Here is a 21,367-nt window from a genome sequence, read left to right on the forward strand (position 1 = left end):
CGCTTGCGGGGTGCAAGCGAAGTGGCTTAGTAGGTGGTTTCGCCAATCACCCCGGCGCGCTCCATCTTGCGATGGCAGGCCGGGTAATCCATCACGGCGTAGTGCTGTGTGCTGCGGTTGTCCCAGATAGCAATGCTGTTGGGTTTCCAGCGCCAGCGCACTTGATACTCCGGGATGCTGGCCTGATTGATCAGGTAACGCAGCAGCTCGGATGCCCCCTGGGTGAAGTCCTGGCCGACACGCACCCGTTCGGGCGTGTGATAGTTGCTGAAGTGGGTCGTGAAGCCATTGACGAACAGCACCTTCTCGTCCGTCTCTGGATGAGTGCGCACCACCGGGTGCTCGGCATCCGGGTACTGGGCCTTGAGTGCCAGGCGCCTCTCGATTGGCATGGCCGCGCCGAAGGTCGCCTCGATGCTGTGGCGAGCCCGCAGGCCTTCGATCTTGGCCTTGACGTCTGCAGGCAAGCGCTCGTAGGCCAGCACCATGTTGGCCCACATCGTGTCGCCACCCACCGGCGGGCATTCGACGCAACGCAGCACGGCGCCCATCGGCGGCGCCTCGCGCCAGGTGGCGTCGGTGTGCCAGGAGTTTTCGTAGCGATCAGGCGGGCTGTTCGGGTCCTTATAGACCTGCACTAAACCTGGGTAATCGGGGTGACTGCCAATCACCGGGTGATCCTCCAGGTCGCCGAAGCGACGGGCAAAGGCCACGTGCTCGGCGCGACTGATGTCCTGATCGCGCAAAAACAGCACGCGGTGCTTGAGTAGCTGGGCGCGGATCTCGGCGAACAAGCCGGTGTCATGAATGGCATCGGCCAGGTTAACGCCGGTCAGTTCCGCGCCAATGTTGCAGGTAAGTTGTTCAATTTGCATGGCGGCAGACCTCCTTAGATGACGAAGATCGACGAGCCAGTGGTCTTGCGCGATTCCAGGTCACGGTGGGCCTGTACGGCGTCCTGCAACCGGTAGTGCTGGTTGATCTCGATCTTGATCCGGCCGCTGCCGACCAGATCGAACACTTCACCGGCAAGGTCAGCCTTCTCGGCAGGGTCGGCGATGTAGTCGGCCAGGGCCGGACGCGTCATGAACAGCGAGCCTTTGGCCGCCAGTTGCGCCGGATTGAACGGCGGGATCGGGCCGGATGCAGTACCGACGCAGACCAGCAGGCCACGACGCTTGAGCGAGTCCAGCGAGCCTTCGAACGTGGTCTTGCCAACGCTATCGAACACCACGTTGACGCCGACCCCGTCGGTCAATTCACGCACGCGCTTGGCCACATCTTCATGGCTGTAATTGATCACATGCTCGCAACCATGAGCCCGAGCGATTTCGCCCTTGGCATCGCTGGACACGGTACCGATCACCTTGATACCCAGCAGCTTGGCCCACTGCGAAACGATCAGGCCAACGCCGCCGGCAGCGGCGTGCAGCAGCACGGTGTCACCGGCCTTGAAGTCATAGATGCGGCGCATCAGGTACGCCGAAGTCAGCCCGCGCATGGTCATGGCCGCGGCGGTTTCGAACGAGATGCTTTCTGGCAGTTTGATCAGCGGCGCGGCCGGGATCAGGCGCTCGGTGCTGTAGGCGCCCAGGGTATTGAGAAAACCGGTGTAGGTGACCCGATCACCGACGGACACATTGGTGACGCCTTCGCCCACCGCCTCGACGACACCGGAGGCTTCCACGCCCATGCCATTAGGCATCGGGACTGGGTAAGTGCCATTGCGAAAATAGGTGTCGGCATAGTTCAGACCAACGGCGACATGACGAAGCCGAACCTCACCCGGGCCGGGATCGCCGACTTCAGTCTCTTCAAAGCGAAGAACCTCGGGACCACCGGCTTCGTAAAAACGTACGACTTGGGCCATGCTTTATTCTCCAATCAGCATTCTGTGCGCTGCAGTTTTTGTTGACTGGAATGTAAGCCGCGGGATTTCTGCGCGCTTCCCATGAGATGACAACGCATGATCATTTCATGACAGGCATCGTTGATTGATCGCCTGAATGGCAGCCTTACCACTGAGCGCCTGCGCCAGCTTTTTTCTAAGTGGGGGCTAACGCCTCAAAAACGAATCATGTATTCTTTTGGTGTCTCTGCAGATGACGTTAAACCTATAAAAATAGCCTTGCGTGGTTAAACTCGGAAAAAACCGACATGAAAGCCACAGCAATAACGATCATTGTATTTTTTTAGCCACCCCGATTGAGGCGCTGGCTAAACCTTGCCTATAAGAACATCACCAAAAGGACAAATACGTGCATATCACCGAGACGAGCCATGCCGGGAAGGTCACCAGCCTTCCCCGCTCAACCATGCTGCTAGTGCTAGGCCTCTGCTGGGCCGCCATCCTCTCGGAGGGTTATGACATCGGCGTCATGGGCACCATCGTGCCTGCCCTGTTAAATGACCCTCAATGGAGCCTGACCCCACTGGAAATCGGCGCCATGAGCAGCTCTGCCCTGTTCGGCACGCTCATTGGTGCCTACTTCATCAGCCCATGGAGTGACATCATCGGGCGCAAACCGCTGATAATCCTCTGTATCGCGCTGTTTTCAGGCTCTATGCTGGCCGCAGCCTGGGCACCCACCCCGGAAATCTTCTCACTGGTCAGAGGCATTGGTGGCCTGGGGCTGGGTGGAGTCATCCCCGTGGCTGCAGCCTTGACGGTCGAATACTCGCCACCACACCGACGCAACCTCAATTTTGCCCTGATGTACTCCGGCTACCCGCTCGGTGCCCTGCTGTCAGCCTGGGTCGGCATGACGTTCATGCCCGATCATGGTTGGCGGACGGTGGTAGCCGCCGGTGCCCTGGCGCTGTTGCTCATCCCGATCATGTTGCTTTGGCTACCCGAATCGCTGGAGTTTCTGGTGGCGAAAAAACGCACCCGGCAAGCTCAAGCACTTGCCATACGATTGGGGATCAGCGAACTGCCTACCCCTCGCGACAACAAAGGGTCGGCGCAGCAGTCTCCATTCAAGGAAATCCTGGCCGAGGTTTTCTCCCAGAGAAATCGTCGAGGCACGTTGTGCCTGTGGCTGGCGCAGTGCACTGCCGTCATGGTGGTGTACGGGCTGGGAACCTGGTTGCCGCAATACATGAGACACAACGGTTACGACCTAGGCTCTAGCCTGATGTTCTTCGCCACTTTCAACCTGGCTGCCGCGGTGGGCGGTATCGTGATCGGACGGATAGCAGATCGCTTCGGAGCGCGCCGCACATTGGCCCTGGGCTTCACCTTTGGTGCCTGCGCCATTGCCGCACTGTCGTTCAAGAACTCGATAATGGTGAACTATGTGCTGGTGGCCTGCGCAGGCTTCGGCAGCATCGCCGTGGCCCTGGTGCAACTGGGGTATATCGCCAACTACTATGCACCGCACGCACGAGCTTCGGCGACGGGCTGGGCGGTGGGCATAGGGCGCTTCGGGGCCATGGGCGGGCCGATTCTGGGAGGCTTCGTTGCCGGACTTCAGCTCGATAGCTTCTGGAACTTCATGGTCTTTGCCACTGCCGCAATCGCTGCCGCTATCGCAATCATCATGACACCTGCGCCAGCTCACGAAAGATAACAACCCGCGCTGACCTCGCACAATCTGCCGTAGGAGCGGACCCGGCCGCGATGGGCTGCGCAGCGGCCCCAGAGGCCAGCGGCCTTGCAATGCAGACCTGCGGTTGAGTCGCTCTCAACATCGCAAGGGCCGCTTCGCAGCCCATCGCGGCCAGGTCCGCTCCTACGAATGGCGGGTTGCCTCAGGGCTTGTCAGCACCCCGCACAATCTGCCGTAGAGGCCAGCGGCATTGCAATGCAGACCTGCAGACTGAGTCGCTTTCAACATCGCAAGGGCCGCTTCGCAGCCCATCGCGGCCGGGTCCGCTCCTACGAATGACGGGTTACCTCAGGGCTTGTCAGCACCTCGCACAATCTGCCGTAGGAGCGGACCCGGCCGCGATGGGCTGCGCAGCGGCCCCAGAGGCCAGCGGCCTTGCAATGCAGACCTGCAGATTGAGTCGCTTTCAGCATCGCAAGGGCCGCTTCGCAGCCCATCGCGGCCAGGTCCGCTCCTACGAATGGCGGGTTGCCTCAGGGCTTGTCAGCACCCCGCACAATCTGCCGTAGGAGCGGACCCGGCCGCGATGGGCTGCGCAGCGGCCCCAGAGGCCAGTGGCCTTGCAATGCAGACCTGCGGATTGAGTCGCTCTCAGCATCGCAAGGGCCGCTTCGCAGCCCATCGCGGCCGGGTCCGCTCCTACGAATGGCGGGTTGCCTCAGGGCTTGTCAGCACCTCGCACAATCTGCCGTAGGAGCGGACCCGGCCGCGATGGGCTGCGCAGCAGCCCCAGAGGCCAGCGGCCTTGCAATGCAGACCTGCGGATTGAGTCGCTTTCAACATCGCAAGGGCCGCTTCGCAGCCCATCGCGGCCAGGGTGTCTCCTACGAATGGCGGGTTGCCTCAGGGCTTGTCAGCACCCCGCACAATCTGCCGTAGGAGCGGACCCGGCCGCGATGGGCTGCGCAGCGGCCCCAGAGGCCAGTGGCCTTGCAATGCAGACCTGCGGATTGAGTCGCTCTCAGCATCGCAAGGGCCGCTTCGCAGCCCATCGCGGCCAGGTCCGCTCCTACGAATGGCGGGTTGCCTCAGGGCTTGTCAGCACCCCGCACAATCTGCCGCAGGAGCGGACCCGGCCGCGATGGGCTGCGCAGCGGCCCCAGAGGCCAGCGGCCTTGCAATGCAGACCTGCAGATTGAGTCGCTCTCAGCATCGCAAGGGCCGCTTCGCAGCCCATCGCGGCCAGGTCCGCTCCTACGAATGGCGGGTTGCCTCAGGGCTTGTCAGCACCTCGCACAATCTGCCGTAGGAGCGGACCCGGCCGCGATGGGCTGCGCAGCATCCCCAGAGGCCAGCGGCCTTGCAATGCAGACCTGCAGATTGAGTCGCTTTCAGCATCGCAAGGGCCGCTTCGCAGCCCATCGCGGCCAGGTCCGCTCCTACGAATGGCGGGTTGCCTCAGGGCTTGTCAGCACCCCGCACAATCTGCCGTAGGAGCGGACCCGGCCGCGATGGGCTGCGCAGCGGCCCCAGAGGCCAGTGGCCTTGCAATGCAGACCTGCGGATTGAGTCGCTCTCAGCATCGCAAGGGCCGCTTCGCAGCCCATCGCGGCCAGGTCCGCTCCTACGAATGGCGGGTTGCCTCAGGGCTTGTCAGCACCTCGCACAATCTGCCGTAGGAGCGGACCCGGCCGCGATGGGCTGCGCAGCAGCCCCAGAGGCCAGCGGCCTTGCAATGCAGACCTGCAGATTGAGTCGCTTTCAACATCGCAAGGGCCGCTTCGCAGCCCATCGCGGCCAGGTCCGCTCCTACGAATGGCGGGTTGCCTCAGGGCTTGTCAGCACCCCGCACAATCTGCCGCAGGAGCGGACCCGGCCGCGATGGGCTGCGCAGCGGCCCCAGAGGCCAGCGGCCTTGCAATGCAGACCTGCAGATTGAGTCGCTCTCAGCATCGCAAGGGCCGCTTCGCAGCCCATCGCGGCCAGGTCCGCTCCTACGAATGGCGGGTTGCCTCAGGGCTTGTCAGCACCTCGCACAATCTGCCGTAGGAGCGGACCCGGCCGCGATGGGCTGCGCAGCAGCCCCAGAGGCCAGCGGCATTGCAATGCAGACCTGCAGATTGAGTCGCTTTCAACATCGCAAGGGCCGCTTCGCAGCCCATCGCGGCCAGGTTGTAGTGGCCTGGTATCCTTGGACCATCACGTAGGAGCCCCGGCCAAAGGAAAATACCGTGGGATATCGCATCATCAACAACGAAGCAAAAGCCGAGGCCATCCGCCTCGTTGTTGAGCAAGGTTACTCAGTGCCACAGGTCAGCGAGCTCACCGGTGTTGGGCGTACAGCCTTGCGGCGGTGGATCGCCGCCTGGAAGAGCGTCAACAACCCCCAAAAACCTGTCGTCGACTCCGCGAAAGATGAGTACGTGCAAATGCTAGAAGCGCGCCTGGCAGTTGCCGAAGCGGAGAACGAAGTACTAAAAAAACAGTTGCCCTCTCATTTGAAAGTCCTATTTCCCCAGCGGAAATGGTCGACAAAGTGAGAGGGACATTGTCGATTCGTCATGTTTGCCGTCTGCTGGATCTGCCCAAGAGCAGCTACTACGCAGCGCGCAAACCTGTGCCGCAGAAAACCATCGACCCCGAGCTGGACAAGACCATGCGCCAATTACATGCAGAGAGTCGCCAGGCCCTTGGCACGCGCGGCATGGCCAAAGCTTTGCACCGAGAAGGCTTTTCAGTAGGCCGATACCGGGCTGGCACGCTCATGAAGTCTGCGGGCTTAACGCTGCGGCGCAAGCGCTACAGCCACTATCGACGTGCAACCAAACCTGCGGCTAGCGCCCCCAATATTCTAGATCGGCAGTTTTCTCCAAGCCAGCCAAACACGTTTTGGGCGGGTGACATCACCTACATCCAGACCTCTCGAGGGTGGGTGTATCAGGCGATTGTGCTTGACCTGTTCTCTCGACGGGTCGTGGGCTGGGCGCACTCGCGAACCGCAGATGTAGACCTGACACTCAGGGCGCTTCGCGTCGCAGTGGGTCTTCGAGGGCCGGTAACCGGTTTGGTGTTTCACTCCGATCAGGGCTGCCAGTACACCGCGAACAGGTTCGTGAATTACCTGGCCGAGCAGGGATTTGTGCAAAGCATGAGTCGCCGCGGCAATTGCTGGGACAACGCTGTCGTCGAGCGCTATTTCAAGACACTAAAACACGACTGGATGCCACATACCGTGTATCCGTCGCACAAAGAAGCGATAAAGGACCTTACTGCCTTCATCGCCTACTACAACCTAAAGCGGGGCCACTCCTCGCTGAACTACCTGCCGCCAGTGCACTTCGAGGCAATGGCGGCCTGAAGCTCCTACAGGATGGTCTAGAAAAATTAAGCCACTACAGGTCCGCTCCTACGAGCAGCCCCAGAAACCCTGAACACAATGAAATCTCCAGACAAGTAATTCTCGAACGATTGCCTGCCCGCCTGACTACCGTTGCGACGTTAGCCCCTTCGAGTCTTCGCCAATGCACGCCCATCGATTACGTACAGGCCGTTACAGCGAAACAGGTCGAATCTATCTCGTTACAGCAGTTACCGCGCGACGCGCTCCAATTTTCACTGACATCGCTCTTGGCCGATTAGTGGTCGAACAGTTCAGGCATGCTCAACAGCAAGGGCACGCCAAGTCACTGGCCTGGGTCGTGATGCCCGATCACTTTCACTGGCTGTTGAGCCTTGAGTCGGAATCGTTGTCGGATCTGGTCGGCAAGGCCAAAGCTTGTAGCGCCCGAGCGATTAATATCCAGCGTCAAAGTGGTGGAGCCGTTTGGCAACACGGCTTTCATGATCGAGCCGTACGGGCAGAAGACGAATTGATAGATATTGCCCGGTATGTTGTCGCTAATCCTTTGCGCGCGAAGGTGGTGAAACGACTGGGGGACTACCCGCTTTGGGACGCAGTTTGGCTTTGAAGCGGGACCGCATCCGCCCCCCGCTGACCTCACACGCTCCTACAAATGGCGGGAAAACAAGGAACCAAAACCCTGCACCTGGCTTTCGATGTGCAATTGCTGCAAGCACATCCACACCAGCGCCTGATTACTACTGACCACCGGCAGATCCAGTTGCACCTCGATAGTCGCCAGCACTTCGGCCACCTGGATTCCGGCACAGCTAATCAATACGCCATCCAAGCCCTTGCCAGCGAATCCTTGAGCCAACTCAAGCCATGTCTGAGGCGGCAAGCAACCCTGCTCCACCGGGGTTGTGCAGGGTCTCCCCAGAGCACTGACCACTTCAATGCCAAGGCCGGCGAAGTACTCGCGCTCAACCTCCACCACTTCTTGCGGGTAAGGCGTCAACAAGCCGATTCGACGCATGTTCTGCGCACGACACCCTGCAATGACCGCCTCAATCGTGGTGACGCTATCAAGCCCGGTTGCCTCCAATAGACGCTTGCGCAAATTCTCTGGCCCTGCCAGCAAGGTCGCTGCAGTGCAGTTGATCGCCAGCAGATCCACGCTGGCATCTGCGAGTAATTGCGCGTGGAACTCAAGGCCTTCAGAAAACGCGCGATCAGCCTCCAGCGAGGTCTGCCGGAAAGGCACGCGAGTCGTGACAAAACGCACCCCCGCAGGGGCCATCAATTGTGGCTCGTGGTCGCAGATCCCGCCCGACGGGTAGAGCTGGCCAATGCGCGCCAAAGTACCGATACCTGGGTTCACGGGGCTTTCCTTTTAATGAGTTGTACAGGCTAAAACAGAAAAACCTCTGAGGACCAGTATGGCCCTCAGAGGTCAGTCACCACTAAACAGGCGCTACCAAATCGCCAGGGTATACCCGACGATCAGTCGGTTTTCGTCGGCATCGGTAGTCAAGCCGTTACCCGAACGGAAGGTGGCGTTACGCCAGCGTACATTCACGCCCTTCAGAGGACCGTCCTGCACGGTATAGGCGAGGTCGGTGTCGCGCTCCCACTCCCGACCATCATCCCGGGTGGCGGTTTTGACATCGCGCCCCTCTACGTAGCGGGTCATGAACGTCAAACCGGGCATGCCCCACGCGGCGAAGTCATAGTCATAACGTAGTTGCCACGAGTCCTCCTGCGCCTTGGTGAACAGATTGAAGGTCACAAGGTTAGCCACATAAGGCTCTGCGCCATTGAGGAACGGAAAATCACTGTCCCCCGACAGGTACTGCCAGGCCGTGGAAAACCGATGCGCCTTATATCCCAGGCTGATTGTCCCGTTGAAGTTGCGGTTATCGATATGCCCTGCGAGCTTTCGGCCCTCGTCACGGCTGTCGAAATAGCGAATATCGCTTTTCAACAGCACGCCTTCGGCCAACGGCCAACGATGAGTCAACCCCGCAAATTGCTGTTGGTAGATATCGTGTAAGTTCGCCGTGTAGTAACTCAGGTTTAACCGTGGCGTTAACGCATAGGTGCCGCCGGCAAAATCAAAATGATCACTCGATGCAGCGCCATAGCCAATATCTTCGTTGCTGGAAGAGTCGCGCAGGCTGGCCTGGGTTAATCGCCCTGCATTGAAAGAAAGCCCCTGAATGTCTTGGGAGTTCAACAAACCGCCGCGAAACGATGAACCCAGCAGGCGAGTGTCGTTATACATCACCACGGGCAACGTCGGCTGCAACGTTCCCACGTTCAGCACGGTTTTGCCGGCACGCAGCTTTGCCGTCAACCCCAGCTTGCTGTAACTGTCTGCGGCTTCCTGGCTGGCGCCAAACGGCAACAGGCCGGAATTGCGTCGATCGCGACTGGAGTCGAGCTTCACCCCCAGCTGGCCAAGCGCATCGACACCGACACCCACTGTCCCTTCGGTAAATCCGGAAACCAGCCGGGTGGTGAAACCTTGGGCCCACTCTTCAGTTTTCGCCTGTGGCGCGTTGTCCTGACGATAATCACGATTCAAGTAAAAGTTGCGTAATTCCACAGTCGCCTTGCTGTCTTCTACAAAGGCTGCCAAGGCACAGTTGGCCATGGAAGTACCCAAGGAAAAAATCAAAGGCACAGCAATACAAGATCGGTTCATTATTGTTATCCAAGCTCGATAAAAGCCGGGGCGGCCGGCAACCGGGCACCCATATGCAATACTTATTATTTTTGGAACTACGCCTCGCCACCGCCCACGGTGGCCAATTGTTTTATGCCGCGAGAATGCAAGCCTGCAACTGCGACGCCGGTAAATTCTGGGTCAAGACCAGCATCAGCAATATGCGTAACTTGTGAGGGCTCAGATCACTACCGGCCATCACACCATCGCGTTCGAGAAACGCCTGCAGCGGGACATTCCCACGCAGGGCTCGGGTAGCCTGTACCACGATGACACCTCCGTCTGTTGCCCGCTTGATAGCGGCCACCTCGCCCGAGGCCGGTCGACCAGGGGCTAAGCCTGCACAAATGATTGCCCGGCTTCCGGCAGCGACCAGGGCATCAATGACCACACCGTCGGCACCTGCGTAAGAGGTGACGATATCAACCCGTGCAAGCGCGTTGACGCCCTCGAACTGAAAACGTGCATGCCATTCATTGACAGGCATGTACCGGCGCCAGTGAACCTGAGCCAAGGCATCCACTTGCGCCAGCGGCCCATAAGGGATGGCGTCGAACGCATTGAGATCGAAGCTCGAACTCTTGGTCACGTCGCGAGCGGAATAAACCTTGTTATCCATGACCACTAGCGCACCGCACTCCTTGGCCTGCGCGCAACTCGCCACCGCCAGGGCGGCGCGCAAGTTGGCCAACACATCGCTGCCAGCGGTATTGACCGGGCGCTGGGCACCGGTCAATACCAGCCCCGCATCCAGATCCAGCGCCAGGTCGAGGAAATAAGCGGTCTCTTCCAGCGTGGCTGTGCCGTGAGTAATGACAAAACCGTCGATATCCGGGCGCTCGCTCGCCGTGCGTTCGATCAGGCGAGCAAGCTCCAGCCAATCGACCGGAGTGATCGCGGTACTGCCCAATGCCCGGAATGGCACCGGCACGCATTCGATATGTGGCGCTACTTCGCCCAATTGCTCAAGCAAATGATCAATCGGCAAGACCACTCCGCTTTCACTGTATTCAACCCAATCGAAAGTGTCGCGGGCCTGCATGGCGAACGTGCCGCCGGTGCCTATGACGGCGATCTTGGGTCTACGCTCAACACTCATCGATCAGACCTCCCCGAGCTGTACGAACACACAATCGTCTTCGACTTTGACCGAATGGCATCGCGTGTTTTTGACCAATGGACTGCACAGCGCCTTGCCACTACGCAGGTCGAACGCCCCGGCATGCAGCGGGCATTCGATTTCATAGCCATCCAGATCACCGTCGCTGAGCAGCGCATTGCCATGGGTGCAAATATCGTCAACGGCAAAGAACTCGTCGTCGACTTTAAACAGACCGATTTTGCGGCCATTGACCTGAACGCCAGCACAATCACCCTGGCCGAACAGTTCAGCGACCGCCCCTACGGCAATCCATTGCCCACTTTTCGCTTGTTCAGGAAAAATCAATGCTTGCGATGCAGTCATGGAAATATCGCTCCATCAATTAGTGCGCGGTGCGCATCGAAAAACGGGTTCGCTCGCGCAATGCGTCAAGCCCGGGCGCTAGCGGCAAGCTGCCATTGCCCAGCGCCGTCACCTGGACGTCACAAAAGCGCATCGAATCGATCAGCCAGCCTTCAGATTCGCTGTACTGATAGGTTTCCTCGGTGCGAGCCATCAGCAATACGGCCTCAGCGTTGTCAGCACGCAGGGCCAACTGCCACAAGCGCCAGGCCGCCTTGGCCTGTTGGCCGTCGACCGCGATATCCGCCCCGACGTAGTAATGCGCAGCAAAGCACCATGGGGAATGCTCGAACCACTGCGCCAGTTCCTCCCGTCCCACCCGATCGCCACCGAACTCGGCGCCATGCCAGACCGCCTGCGGGGTAAAGCACGCCGCTTGCGCCTTGGCCAATTCACTCAGGCGCACGGGCTCCTGTTGGCGGTAATCGGCTGTGTATTTGGCGTCGGCCAGGGCTGCGTAACGGGCCTTGAGCTGCCTGATGGCCTCGCAGGCCTCCAGCCGCTGCAGGCGCTCGGTCAATTGCGAGAAATCGCTCATGCCGCCATCCCCTTCAAGGACACTGACACGTCGCTCAGCAGCGCCTCGTCAACCTGTCGCCGGTCACGAATCAGCGCTTCCAGCGCCTTGCGCTCCTTGCCTTGGTTGACCATGACAGCCGCCACCACCCGGCGCTCCTTGAGCAGCACCATCGTCGCCTTGCCTTGCGCGAGATCGCCACGCCAGACGTGCCCGTCCGCTTCGTCGATCAACCCGACGACCTGGATGTTGTGTCCGAACTGATCGGTCCACATCCAGGGAATTTCACTGTACGGCTGCGAAGCCCCGGCAATCTGTCGAGCGACGGCCAGTGCCTGGTTTTCAGCATTGCGCCAAGTCTCCTGACGCAAAGGTCGACCGTAGAAAGCATTGTCGCAATGGGCAACATCACCCACTGCGTAGCACCAGGAGGCATCGGGACTGCGGCAGAAAGCGTCGACTACGACGCCGTTCAAGCACCTGATTCCAGCCTGTTCGAGGAACCCGGTTTCGCAGTCGATACCGATGGCGAGCAGTACCTGCTCTGCTTCCAGGACCTCACACACACCGTTGGCGCCTTGCACCTGCACTTGGTAAACAGCACCGTCATGGGCAATGGACTGCACCCCCACTTGCGACTTCAGGGAAACCCCCTGATGCTGATGTTGCTCCGCCAGCCACTGCGACACAGCAGCTGGCAGGCAACGGCGCATGATTTGATCAGACACGTCCAGCACGGTCACCGCAACGCCCAGCTTCGAGGCTGTCGCCGCCACTTCCATGCCAATGACGCCCGCTCCAATCACCAACAACCGCGAGCCACTGACCAAGGCCGTGGCCAACTTCTCACAGTCGCCGATGCCCCTGAGCACATGAAGGCCTGGCAAATCACCACCCGGCACATTCAAAGACCGCGCCGCGCCGCCGGTGGCCACCACCAGTTCATCGAACTCGACCTGACGGCCGTCATCGAGCCGCAAGCAACGCTGGTCGCTATCAAGCCCAACCACACGCGCGGTCATGCGGACCAGCCGGGCATGGGCCGTCCAAAATTCATCTGCAGCGATCATCAGTTCGCCCCAAGCCTGCTCGCCCGCCAACACCGCCTTGGACAAGGCCGGACGCTCGTACGGCGCATAAGGCTCATCACCGATCAGCAGGACCTGACAACTGTCGTCCAGCTCCATCAGATGCTGAGCGACTCGACCGCCGGCATGGCCGGCGCCGACGATAGCAATTCGCCGAACGCTCATGGCGTGCGCTCCTGTACAGCGCTATTGCGCACAATGGCGCGATAGAGCAGCCCCTGAGCCGAGGTGCAGACCCAACGCCGCGGCTCGTGTGCCGGTATCACGATCGCCTCACCCGCACTGAGGCTGTAGAACTCGTCGGCGGCAGATACATCGAAACTGCCCTCAACGATCGCGCCGACTTCCTCGCCCAGGTCGCTGATGCCGCCTTCGACGGCTTCACCCTGAACAAACGGACGCAGCTGCAAATCGAATGCATCACCGCTGACAGCGCTGCCCTCAGAGGATTCCAGAGGTGGCGTGACAAGACACTGTTGAGTGCTCATGGCTGATCACCCCGATCCTTGAGTGGGTAATAAGGCACGGTATCCTCCGGGCCGAATTCCGGCCGCGGCGGCGTGACCACATTCAGCCGCATGCTCACGCCCTGCGAGCCAAAACGATTACTGCCGTAATGGCTCAACTGCGCGGGAATGATCATTGCGCTGCGCGCCTGCATTGGCACCGCGACGTCATCCGACTGGCCAGTGCCTTCAAAAACAGTGCACTCGCCGACCAGTTGCAACGAAGCTTCCTCGCCATGGACGTGCGCCTTGGCCGGTAAGTCATGCCCGACTTTTTCCACAAACTTCACCACCGACACACTGATGTGCTTGCCGAACAGGTGTTTCATGTACAACCCGTCGGCGACGACTTCCTTGAGCCCGTCGTCGATCCCAAAAACTCTGCACTTGGCCATCGTCATCTCCGCGCTCAATACACAGGTTTGAGAGAGAAATCTTCTTCCGCCACAAAGCGGCGCGGATCAAAGCCGTACACCACTTCCTGCTGGTTGTAACACTCAACGGTGGGGGCGATTTCTGCCAAAGACAGCAGCAGCTTGAGCAAGGTGGTCTCCACCTCATCGAGCGCTGCCAAGGGTTTTCGATTGACGAACTCAAGCACCACATCGACCTGCGCCATCATGGCGTCCTTGAACGCGATGATGCTGTGCATCGACTGGCGGTGACGCTGAATGTTGCGTTCGGTTTCAGTTTCCAGTGCCCACACACCGACATAGGCCTGCAGTGACTGGAACGGTTCGGGCAACAGCACGTTTACCGGGTGATCCGCCTGCGAAGTTGCAATCATATTCATGGTGTTCACTCCGCAGCGGCTTGAGCAGCATTGCGTTCCAGCATGCGCTCGACAGCGTGATAGTTATGGCGCACGAGTACTTCGTTGTCCTGCAGGAACATGAAACGCTTGGCCCCCGTTTCAGCGGCCTTTTGCGTACGTTCCACGGTGCTCATGTCTTCGAGCAGCACATCACGCAAGGCGACCTTCATGTACTCGACGAAGAAGCGCCCACCGGCCGTGGTCATTTCCGGGTAGAACACCCGGCATTCGACGCGCGTACGGTTGTAGGCCGTGGGGCGGAAGGTGTAGCACTGGAAGTAATTGGGACGCAGGGACAGGTACAGGTCTGGAAACACGACATTAATGTCGAACAACCAGTTGGGGCTCTTGGTCCAGTTCATGCCCTCGGGCAATGCCTCGATGGGGAAATCATGTTTGGCGCTACCGGCAGCACCGCGCAGCGCCGCCGCCGAGATCGGCTTGGACTTGCTCGCCTCGACCAGCGCTTCTTCAAAGGCGGCCCCGCCCTCGGTCATGGCCTTGGGGTTGCCATAGACCGACTTCTGATTGCCCGACAGGGACAATCGACGGTGGTATTCGCCGCACAGCGCACCGAGCGGCGGCATGGCGCCATGTTCGTCCTTCTCCACCGCATCCGCGATCGACAGGCCGTGGATGTAAGCCACGTGGTAGGCCTCCTGGAATGCGTCCAGGGCCAGCTTCCAGTTGCACTCGACTTCGCTGACCCAGGAAAAACCCGAGGTCAGTTTTTCAAACGGGTAACCCTCGATCGAACCGAACATGGGCTTGAGGTAATCCTCAAGCGATTGAACAGGCTCTGCCTGCATATTGATAAAGATGAAGCCCTGCCAGATTTCGCAGGCGACCCGCGCAAGGCCATTGGCAGACTTGTCCAGGTCGAAGAAGCACTCCTCTTCCGGCACGCCGGTCAGGTTGCCATCCAGGTCAAACGCCCAACCGTGGAATTTGCAGGAAAACTTGCGGGTATTGCCGCATTTTTCGTAGGCAATCTGGTTCACCCGGTGGGAACAGACGTTGTGCATCGCATTGATCTGGCCCTTCTTGTTGCGCACAACAATGATGGACGCATCGGCGCACGCCAGGTCCTTGACCATGTAGTCCCCGGCGTTGGGGATTTCTTCAACCCGCCCTACCTCAAGCCAGGTTTTCTTGAAAATGTGCTCTTTTTCTCGCGCGTAGTACTCAGGAGAAATGTAGGGCTCTACCGGCACCGGGCCTTTACCCAGCTCGGGATAGTCGTCAGTGATAAAGGTGCGCTTTGTGCTCATTATTTTTCTCAAACCTCATCAGTTCGCCTTATTAACGAATGCTATTCTGTATTTGAGCGTATGAGCCTGTCAATAGCCCATAAGACCAAGGGTAATTCGACAGAAACCTCTTATAAAACGACTGACAGTCTGTAAAGGAAAGGATCGGCAGGAAGGGATTGCCCAGCCGAACGGCACTAGCTGATATGATTCGCCCCTCATTGCACGTGTGTGCGAGGCCGATCCAACAGGAGTAGAGCGTGGCGCAGATAAAAAAAATGGAGATCCGCGATGCCATCGTCGAATCCGCATTCACCTTGTTCAAACACAAGGGATACACAGCGACCACGATGAGCAGCATTGCGCGCGAAGCCGGCGTGACGGTGTCGAACCTGTACGTCTACTTCGATTCCAAGATTCTGATTCTTTACGAGATCTACACGCCGTGGTTTCAAGACCAGGTCATCCGATTAAAGGAATCCGTCAGTCGTCTGCGCCAGCAACGAGCACGACTAAAACGAATCTTGATCGGGGTTTGGTCGGAGCTCCCCGTTGCCGACCAGGCATTCGCCAACTGCATGATCGAAGCCTTGGCGAGTGCTCCCCGCCAACAGGGCAAACCCAATGACTTACTCAAGTGGTCGGAGCAGCAGATCAGCGAAATGCTGCTCGATGCGCTGCCTGAGGACCGCCATCACTTGGTGACCGACGGCCTCTTGGCACACATCCTGTGGATGGCTTTTGACGGGTTTGTCATCAATCAACGCATGGGTGATTGCCGGGACATGGAGAAAATTGCTGACCTGTTTACGGAAATGCTACTGCCCAATTGAAACGACTTCAGAGCCCCTGCTCATAGCGCGGGCGGGGCGGTGGTACCGCCACGCGACGATCGTGCGAGCCGCTTGCCGGCGTCGGCATGGGGGCATCGTAGCTCGATCTCAAGAGCAAAGGAAAAACCAAGGCAGGCACCTCGTGGGGGTCATGCGATCTGTTGGCAGGCACTCTGCGGTTCACCCTGAGAATGAAGGGAGGAAGACCGTTTCAAGGCTTCCAGGCGCTTGCCTTGGGTTTTGCGCTGTTGCCCAAATCGAGCGCCGCCCGCGCGGCGCATCGCGGCTGAAGCCTGCTCCTACATTTGTTGCAACGTGCCATGGCCTGCAGGATCGGCGTTGTTAGCTTTGGTGGTTCGGCTTTAGGTCTTTGTGGTTTCGGGGGTGTTGCGCGTGGCTGACAACTCCAATCTCACAGGCCATGGCACGTTGCAACCAATGTGGGAGCCGGCTTTAGCCGGCGATGCGCCGCGCGGGCGGCGCGCGATCTCAAGAACAAAGGAAAAACCAAGGCAGGCACCTCGTGGGGCTCATGCGATCTGTTGGCAGGCACTCTGCGGTTCACCCTGAGAATGAAGGGAGGAAGACCGTTTCAAGGCTTCCAGGCGCTTGCCTTGGGTTTTGCGCTGTTGCCCAAATCGAGCGCCGCCCGCGCGGCGCATCGCGACCAAGGGCTAGGCGCCCCCGTCGCTCCTACATTTGTTGCAACGTGCCATGGCCTGCGGGATCGGCGTTGTTAGTCTGACCACCGGCGTGACGATGAAAGAAACGGCGAACAAACCGTTGCACGGTGCAGCTCCGGCGGCTTCCGACATTGAGGAAGCGCGCGAAATGCTTCAGGAACATCACGACAATATCGAGCAGAAAATCAAGGACATCGAAGCAGAAATCGCCGAGCTGGAAGCTAAACGTGAACATCTCGCGCAGCAACACCCGCGAATCGAATAACGGGGCGAACAGATAAGCGAGGGTGTAGGAGCAGAGCTTGCTCGCGATACTGGCGCTGCGGTATGCCTGATGCTGCGCAGTGAAGCCATCGCGGGCAAGCCCAGCTCCTACAAATCCTCACGCCATCGCCAAGCTATCGCCACGCAAAAACGCCCTGAAAAGTGCAAAAAACGAGCCTGAAGTGAAGTTGTAAGCACTTGCGCACTGTATTCACGCACTCATTTTCTGGCCCCACGCGTGGACATAATGTGGCCCTAAACAACGTTCACATCCTAGGGAGAGTATTGAGCCCGGTTGAAGGGAACGAAGGGATTGTTCCAGCGAGGCTGATACTGCGCAGAGCACAGCCTCGCTGTCGTCGCCCTGAGACTCTCACCCAAACGTCTCGCCGAGCTCCTGCACCCAGCGGCGCGTCGCAACAAGCCCCTCCCGCACTTTCGTAGCCAACAACAATTACAACAAAAACTACAACGGAGCACACAGTTATGCCATCCAGCAAGCGCTTTACCCGCCCGCTCGGTCTGGTCCTGTGCCTTTCGGCCGCAGCCCTCAGCAGCGGTCTGGCTCAGGCCCAGACCTTCCGCATGGCCTTGGGCGATAACGTAGGCGGCACCCAGCATCAGCTTGGCCTCAAGTTTGCCGAGGAGTTCAAAGCCAGAACCGGTGGGAAACACGACGCCAAATTGTTCCCCAACGGCCAACTGGGTAGCGAAGAGGACACCGTCAGCAACGCCGCTATGGGCACTCTGGACTTCTCCGTCCTGGCCATCAACAACGTCACCCCCTTCTCCCCCTCGGTCGGTGTGCTCACCCTGCCTTACATGATCCAGAGCCTGGATGATGCCGTGACCCTGACCCAGAGCGAAATCGGTCAAACGCTGGTCGACAACACCGTGCGTGATGCCGGTGTGCGCATCGTTGGCTGGGCCTACTCGGGCTTTCGCGTACTGACCAACTCCAAGCGTCCGGTCACTACGCTTGCCGACCTCAAAGGCCTGCAGATCCGTGTACCGAAGAACGAGATCATGATCGATACCTACCGCGCCTGGGGCATCAACCCAACGCCGATGGCCTGGTCAGAGACCTTCACCGGTCTGCAGCTGAAAGTGGTAGACGGCCAGGACAATCCCTACATCACTGTTAACTCGATGAAGTTCGACGAAGTACAAAAGTACGTCACCAACCTTCGCTACCTGTTCTCCATCGAACCGCTGATCATCAGCGAGTCGGTGTTCCAGGAGCAACCCGCCGATGTACAGAAGGCCATCCTCGACGCCGGCAAGGCCGCCACCGAATACAGCGCCAAGTTCCTGGTGGTCGAGGAAAACAAAATCAAACAGGAGCTGACCGCCAAGGGCATGGTCATCGTCGATCCGGCCGATGGTGAGAAGGAATGGATAGATAATGCGATCTCCCAGGTATGGCCGAAGTATTACGACCAACTCGGCAAGGACAACCTGAACAAGTCCCTCAAAACGCTCGGTCGCGCCCCGATCTAGTCTTCTGCACGTATCCAGAGATCACCGTGCAAACGTCGGGCGGCAGAGCTGCCCGGCGTCCTCGACTCAAATCCGCCATCCCGCCAACCGGCAAAGCATGACTTTTCGTTTCTTCAGAAGGTGCCCCATGAAACTGGCCAGTACCCTGCTCAAGATTATCGACAACCTGGAAAACTACATTTGCCGCACGCTGCTGGCACTGTTTGTGGTCATCCTGTTTGTCCAGATTCTCAGTCGTAACTTGTTCAACTATTCGATTTCCTGGACCGAAGAACTGGTGACTTACATGTTCGTCTGGTTCGCCTTTTTCGGCGCCAGTTACGCCGCCAAGCTGGCAGCGCACAACCGCGTCACTTTCCAGTTCAAGCTCATGCCGCGCAAGATGGCCGTGGGCCTGGAAGTGTTATCCGACCTGGTCTGGGTCGCTTTCAACAGTTACTTCGTCTACCTCAGTGTGATCTTCTTCATGAAGGCCAATGTGTTCTGGAAATCCCAGACCCTGGGCATCCCCATGAAGTACCTGTACCTGATTCTGCCCATCGCTTTCAGCCTGATGGCTGTGCGCGTTCTTCAGGTCAACTATTACAAGCTGGTCAAGGGCATCGACATCCGCGACCCGGAAACCGCGGAGCTCAACAAGTTGATTCAAGAGTCCTCACAGCACGACGATGACAAACTCCGGGAGCGGGCCCATGCTTGACACCAATATCGTCTACATCCTCTTCGGCTCTTTCCTCCTGCTCCTGCTGATCGGCACCCCGATCAGCATCTCACTGGCCGTCTCGGCCCTGGCGTCGTTCGTCTACCTGGGCGAAAACCCGATCAAGTTCGTGCAGATTGCCTTTACCTCGGTGGGCTCCTTTCCGTTGATGGCGTTACCGGCCTTTATTCTCGCCGGTGCCCTGATGGAGGCGGCGGGCATCTCGAAACGCCTGGTGACCCTGGCGGAAAGTTTCGCCGGGCCTATCACTGGCGGTATGTCCGCCGCTGCCGTAATGGCCTGCCTGTTCTTCGGCGCCATCTCCGGTTCCGGCCCGGCCACCACCGCCGCGGTCGGCATGCTGATGATTCCGGCCATGGTCAAGCGTGGTTACGGCAAGGGTTATGCCTCGGCGGTCACCGCTTCCTCCGGCGGCCTGGGCATCATCATCCCGCCGTCGATTCCGATGGTGATCTTCGGCATCTCGGCCATGGGCCTGCTGCCGACATCGCAGGCCATAGAAAAGTACGGCGCCTTCGACTCGGTATCCATTCCAAAACTGTTCATCGCAGGCGTCGTGCCCGGACTGTTGATGGCCGGCGGGCTGCTGCTGATGAACTACGTGCGCTGCAAAAAGCTGGGCCACACCGGCAGTGGTGAAGGCTGGTCCACGGCAAAGATCCGCAAGGCCCTGCGTGATGGCTTCTGGTCGATCCTTGCCCCCTTCGTGATTCTCGGCGGCATCTACACCGGCCTGTTCACCCCGACCGAATCGGCCATCGTGGCCATCTTCTACACCCTGTTCGTCGGCGTGTTCATTCATAAGGAACTCCACCTCAAGGCGCTGTTCAAGTCGCTGGAGACCACCACCTGGATCACCGGGCGGGTGTTGGTGATTCTGTTCACCGCCACGGTATTCGGCCGCCTGCTGGTGGAGAACCAGATTCCGGCCGTGGTCGCCGACTCGATGCTCAGCCTGACCGACAACCTCTATCTCATCTGGATATTGATTATCGGCTTCCTGCTGTTTGTCGGCATGTTCATGGAAACCCTGGCGGCGATCATGATCCTTACCCCGGTGCTGCTGCCGATTGGCTACAGCCTGGGTATCGACCCGGTGCACCTGGGCATTGTGCTGATCTGCTGCCTGAGCATCGGTTTCATGACCCCACCGATGGGTGAAAACCTGTTCATCGCCTCCGGCATCTCCGGCACCGCCATCGAGGAGATATCGTACAAGGCCCTGCCTTTCGTGGCGATCCTGACTATCGCGACCTTGATCATCGCCTACGTGCCGGCGATCAGCCTGACCCTCCCCGCTCTATTGGGTTATTGACGGTACTCACCTGATTGACCAAGATCTCCAGCACGGTAAGTGCTGGAGATCCATGGCAGACGCCTTGGACAAATGACGTCGGCGCGGGGCTAGCGGCTGAAGCTCAGCCGGATATCGGCACAGTGCTGTATCTCGTCTCGCAGACTACGCTGCTCCAGTAGAAATCCCCGAATGGCGCACTGTTCGGTATCGGCAAGACTGGCGCTGGACAGGAACTCGGTAGTTACACCGCCTGGCTGGACCACCATGCCCACAGTGATGGAAGCGCGCTCAATGCCATGCATGGCCAGCCTGGCGGCCAGGGCCGAAGGCCATTACCCAGCTTCAACCTCGGCCGAAGGCGCCCGCACAGCGTTGGGTCGGTTGTCCCTGGCAGTGAAGGCAAAACGGGTGGGCGCATCACACAGGACACTCAACGCCAGCGTGCGCTGCATCTTCGTGACGCCATCGCGGGCCAGCTGCTGTGAATGGATACGCCCGAAGTTGACTACCCCGCCATTTGCCAGGCGTGGCGTACAGGCTGCCGGGGCAAAGCCCACCTGCAACCCGAGTTCGCGTCGCGTCCCGGCTACCTCCAGCAATCCGCTGTTTTCGCCAAGCTCAAAAGCGAGGCTCGCTAGTCACTGAGCGAACTATCGATGACAATGCTGCCGCTGAGCAGCTTGCGCACTGGGCAGGCATTGGCCACACCCAGCAGACGCTCGCCGCGAACTGAAAGCAACAAGGGCTGGCGACCGAGGCGGCCGCCAACCT

General features: G+C 59.2%; 22 protein-coding genes and 1 pseudogene. 9 read left to right on the plus strand and 14 right to left on the minus strand.

The features are described 5' to 3' along the window. Nucleotides 1–26: 26 nt before the first annotated feature. On the minus strand, nt 27–875 hold the full coding sequence (locus AC3IX4_RS17670; protein ID WP_489256700.1) for a TauD/TfdA dioxygenase family protein: 849 nt from the start codon (nt 873–875) through the stop codon (nt 27–29). Between the two features lie 14 nt (nt 876–889). Then, nucleotides 890–1,870 carry a quinone oxidoreductase family protein gene (locus AC3IX4_RS17675; RefSeq protein ID WP_489256701.1) on the minus strand — a complete coding sequence of 327 codons (981 nt, stop codon included), beginning with the start codon at nt 1,868–1,870 and terminating at the stop codon, nt 890–892. 388 nt (nt 1,871–2,258) lie between these two features. On the opposite strand from AC3IX4_RS17675, the gene AC3IX4_RS17680 reads away from it, so the two are divergent. The 4 genes from AC3IX4_RS17680 to AC3IX4_RS17695 all read left to right on the plus strand — a co-directional run bounded on the left by AC3IX4_RS17680 (nt 2,259) and on the right by AC3IX4_RS17695 (nt 7,519). Next, nucleotides 2,259–3,572, plus strand: a complete 1,314-nt coding sequence (locus AC3IX4_RS17680; protein ID WP_489256702.1) for an MFS transporter — start codon at nt 2,259–2,261, stop codon at nt 3,570–3,572. 2,210 nt (nt 3,573–5,782) lie between these two features. Continuing rightward, complete coding sequence (locus tag AC3IX4_RS17685) at nt 5,783–6,091, plus strand: transposase (RefSeq protein ID WP_489256703.1); 309 nt, start codon at nt 5,783–5,785, stop codon at nt 6,089–6,091. Beyond that, entirely contained in the window at nt 6,076–6,909 is an 834-nt protein-coding gene (locus AC3IX4_RS17690) for an IS3 family transposase (protein ID WP_489256704.1), read from the plus strand. Before AC3IX4_RS17685 ends, AC3IX4_RS17690 begins: the two co-directional genes overlap by 16 nt. 163 nt (nt 6,910–7,072) lie before the next feature. Further along, nucleotides 7,073–7,519: an REP-associated tyrosine transposase gene (locus AC3IX4_RS17695; RefSeq protein ID WP_489256705.1), complete on the plus strand. Its 447-nt coding sequence runs from the start codon at nt 7,073–7,075 to the stop codon at nt 7,517–7,519. Nucleotides 7,520–7,558: 39 nt separating this feature from the next. Here AC3IX4_RS17695 and AC3IX4_RS17700 read toward each other — a convergent pair whose 3' ends face one another. From AC3IX4_RS17700 to AC3IX4_RS17745, 10 genes are all read right to left on the minus strand, one after another. Further along, nucleotides 7,559–8,272, minus strand: coding sequence for a maleate cis-trans isomerase family protein (locus AC3IX4_RS17700; RefSeq protein WP_489256706.1), 714 nt, complete (start codon nt 8,270–8,272; stop codon nt 7,559–7,561). Nucleotides 8,273–8,365: 93 nt separating this feature from the next. After that, nucleotides 8,366–9,598, minus strand: a complete 1,233-nt coding sequence (locus AC3IX4_RS17705) for an OprD family porin (protein WP_489256707.1) — start codon at nt 9,596–9,598, stop codon at nt 8,366–8,368. Between the two features lie 112 nt (nt 9,599–9,710). Next, entirely contained in the window at nt 9,711–10,718 is a 1,008-nt protein-coding gene (locus AC3IX4_RS17710; RefSeq protein ID WP_489256708.1) for an asparaginase, read from the minus strand. Between the two features lie 3 nt (nt 10,719–10,721). Further along, nucleotides 10,722–11,084 (minus strand): non-heme iron oxygenase ferredoxin subunit, encoded by a 363-nt coding sequence (locus AC3IX4_RS17715; RefSeq protein WP_489256709.1) that lies wholly within the window; start codon nt 11,082–11,084, stop codon nt 10,722–10,724. 19 nt (nt 11,085–11,103) lie between these two features. Beyond that, the gene (locus tag AC3IX4_RS17720; RefSeq protein WP_489256710.1) at nt 11,104–11,661 is read right to left on the minus strand and encodes a nuclear transport factor 2 family protein; all 558 of its coding nucleotides are present in this window, start codon (nt 11,659–11,661) and stop codon (nt 11,104–11,106) included. Continuing rightward, nucleotides 11,658–12,893, minus strand: a complete 1,236-nt coding sequence (locus AC3IX4_RS17725; RefSeq protein ID WP_489256711.1) for an NAD(P)/FAD-dependent oxidoreductase — start codon at nt 12,891–12,893, stop codon at nt 11,658–11,660. Before AC3IX4_RS17725 ends, AC3IX4_RS17720 begins: the two co-directional genes overlap by 4 nt. Beyond that, the gene (locus AC3IX4_RS17730) at nt 12,890–13,216 is read right to left on the minus strand and encodes a cupin domain-containing protein (RefSeq protein ID WP_489256712.1); all 327 of its coding nucleotides are present in this window, start codon (nt 13,214–13,216) and stop codon (nt 12,890–12,892) included. The genes AC3IX4_RS17725 and AC3IX4_RS17730 overlap by 4 nt, the downstream gene beginning before the upstream one ends. Next, nucleotides 13,213–13,629, minus strand: coding sequence for a cupin (locus AC3IX4_RS17735; protein WP_489256713.1), 417 nt, complete (start codon nt 13,627–13,629; stop codon nt 13,213–13,215). Before AC3IX4_RS17735 ends, AC3IX4_RS17730 begins: the two co-directional genes overlap by 4 nt. Nucleotides 13,630–13,643: 14 nt before the next feature. Then, entirely contained in the window at nt 13,644–14,027 is a 384-nt protein-coding gene (locus AC3IX4_RS17740; RefSeq protein ID WP_489256714.1) for a hypothetical protein, read from the minus strand. 5 nt (nt 14,028–14,032) lie between these two features. Continuing rightward, a complete protein-coding gene (locus tag AC3IX4_RS17745) occupies nt 14,033–15,319 on the minus strand; it encodes an aromatic ring-hydroxylating oxygenase subunit alpha (protein WP_489256715.1) in 1,287 nt (428 codons plus the stop codon). Between the two features lie 239 nt (nt 15,320–15,558). Between AC3IX4_RS17745 and AC3IX4_RS17750 the strand changes: the two genes are divergently transcribed. The 5 genes and pseudogenes from AC3IX4_RS17750 (at nt 15,559) to AC3IX4_RS17770 (ending at nt 20,614) form a co-directional block, all read left to right on the plus strand. Continuing rightward, entirely contained in the window at nt 15,559–16,131 is a 573-nt protein-coding gene (locus AC3IX4_RS17750) for a TetR/AcrR family transcriptional regulator (RefSeq protein WP_489256716.1), read from the plus strand. Nucleotides 16,132–16,857: 726 nt separating this feature from the next. Further along, a pseudogene (locus tag AC3IX4_RS17755) lies at nt 16,858–17,079 on the plus strand (glycine betaine/L-proline transporter ProP); the annotation flags it as partial. A 485-nt stretch (nt 17,080–17,564) separates the two neighbouring features. After that, nucleotides 17,565–18,578, plus strand: coding sequence for a TRAP transporter substrate-binding protein (locus AC3IX4_RS17760; protein WP_489256717.1), 1,014 nt, complete (start codon nt 17,565–17,567; stop codon nt 18,576–18,578). 127 nt (nt 18,579–18,705) lie between these two features. Further along, entirely contained in the window at nt 18,706–19,278 is a 573-nt protein-coding gene (locus AC3IX4_RS17765; protein WP_489256718.1) for a TRAP transporter small permease, read from the plus strand. Next, nucleotides 19,271–20,614: a TRAP transporter large permease gene (locus AC3IX4_RS17770; protein WP_489256719.1), complete on the plus strand. Its 1,344-nt coding sequence runs from the start codon at nt 19,271–19,273 to the stop codon at nt 20,612–20,614. The genes AC3IX4_RS17765 and AC3IX4_RS17770 overlap by 8 nt, the downstream gene beginning before the upstream one ends. Before the next feature lie 89 nt (nt 20,615–20,703). Here AC3IX4_RS17770 and AC3IX4_RS17775 read toward each other — a convergent pair whose 3' ends face one another. Both AC3IX4_RS17775 and AC3IX4_RS17780 read right to left on the minus strand, forming a co-directional pair. Beyond that, nucleotides 20,704–20,898 carry a hypothetical protein gene (locus AC3IX4_RS17775; protein ID WP_489256720.1) on the minus strand — a complete coding sequence of 65 codons (195 nt, stop codon included), beginning with the start codon at nt 20,896–20,898 and terminating at the stop codon, nt 20,704–20,706. Between the two features lie 30 nt (nt 20,899–20,928). Next, nucleotides 20,929–21,195 (minus strand): DUF1120 domain-containing protein, encoded by a 267-nt coding sequence (locus AC3IX4_RS17780; protein ID WP_489256721.1) that lies wholly within the window; start codon nt 21,193–21,195, stop codon nt 20,929–20,931. Nucleotides 21,196–21,367: the final 172 nt, after the last annotated feature.

The sequence above is a fragment of the Pseudomonas sp. KH_021 genome (assembly GCF_057838865.1).

What these genes read in the sequence shown, in the direction of transcription:
- AC3IX4_RS17760 (WP_489256717.1), top strand. Translation starts at nt 17,565, where the DNA reads ATGCCATCCAGCAAGCGCTTTACCCGCCCGCTCGGTCTGGTCCTGTGC.
- AC3IX4_RS17705 (WP_489256707.1), bottom strand. Translation starts at nt 9,598, where the DNA reads ATGAACCGATCTTGTATTGCTGTGCCTTTGATTTTTTCCTTGGGTACT.
- AC3IX4_RS17675 (WP_489256701.1), bottom strand. Translation starts at nt 1,870, where the DNA reads ATGGCCCAAGTCGTACGTTTTTACGAAGCCGGTGGTCCCGAGGTTCTT.
- AC3IX4_RS17720 (WP_489256710.1), bottom strand. Translation starts at nt 11,661, where the DNA reads ATGAGCGATTTCTCGCAATTGACCGAGCGCCTGCAGCGGCTGGAGGCC.
- AC3IX4_RS17770 (WP_489256719.1), top strand. Translation starts at nt 19,271, where the DNA reads ATGCTTGACACCAATATCGTCTACATCCTCTTCGGCTCTTTCCTCCTG.
- AC3IX4_RS17710 (WP_489256708.1), bottom strand. Translation starts at nt 10,718, where the DNA reads ATGAGTGTTGAGCGTAGACCCAAGATCGCCGTCATAGGCACCGGCGGC.
- AC3IX4_RS17730 (WP_489256712.1), bottom strand. Translation starts at nt 13,216, where the DNA reads ATGAGCACTCAACAGTGTCTTGTCACGCCACCTCTGGAATCCTCTGAG.
- AC3IX4_RS17690 (WP_489256704.1), top strand. Translation starts at nt 6,076, where the DNA reads ATGGTCGACAAAGTGAGAGGGACATTGTCGATTCGTCATGTTTGCCGT.
- AC3IX4_RS17745 (WP_489256715.1), bottom strand. Translation starts at nt 15,319, where the DNA reads ATGAGCACAAAGCGCACCTTTATCACTGACGACTATCCCGAGCTGGGT.
- AC3IX4_RS17715 (WP_489256709.1), bottom strand. Translation starts at nt 11,084, where the DNA reads ATGACTGCATCGCAAGCATTGATTTTTCCTGAACAAGCGAAAAGTGGG.
- AC3IX4_RS17725 (WP_489256711.1), bottom strand. Translation starts at nt 12,893, where the DNA reads ATGAGCGTTCGGCGAATTGCTATCGTCGGCGCCGGCCATGCCGGCGGT.
- AC3IX4_RS17765 (WP_489256718.1), top strand. Translation starts at nt 18,706, where the DNA reads ATGAAACTGGCCAGTACCCTGCTCAAGATTATCGACAACCTGGAAAAC.
- AC3IX4_RS17670 (WP_489256700.1), bottom strand. Translation starts at nt 875, where the DNA reads ATGCAAATTGAACAACTTACCTGCAACATTGGCGCGGAACTGACCGGC.
- AC3IX4_RS17775 (WP_489256720.1), bottom strand. Translation starts at nt 20,898, where the DNA reads ATGCATGGCATTGAGCGCGCTTCCATCACTGTGGGCATGGTGGTCCAG.
- AC3IX4_RS17735 (WP_489256713.1), bottom strand. Translation starts at nt 13,629, where the DNA reads ATGGCCAAGTGCAGAGTTTTTGGGATCGACGACGGGCTCAAGGAAGTC.
- AC3IX4_RS17695 (WP_489256705.1), top strand. Translation starts at nt 7,073, where the DNA reads ATGCACGCCCATCGATTACGTACAGGCCGTTACAGCGAAACAGGTCGA.
- AC3IX4_RS17740 (WP_489256714.1), bottom strand. Translation starts at nt 14,027, where the DNA reads ATGAATATGATTGCAACTTCGCAGGCGGATCACCCGGTAAACGTGCTG.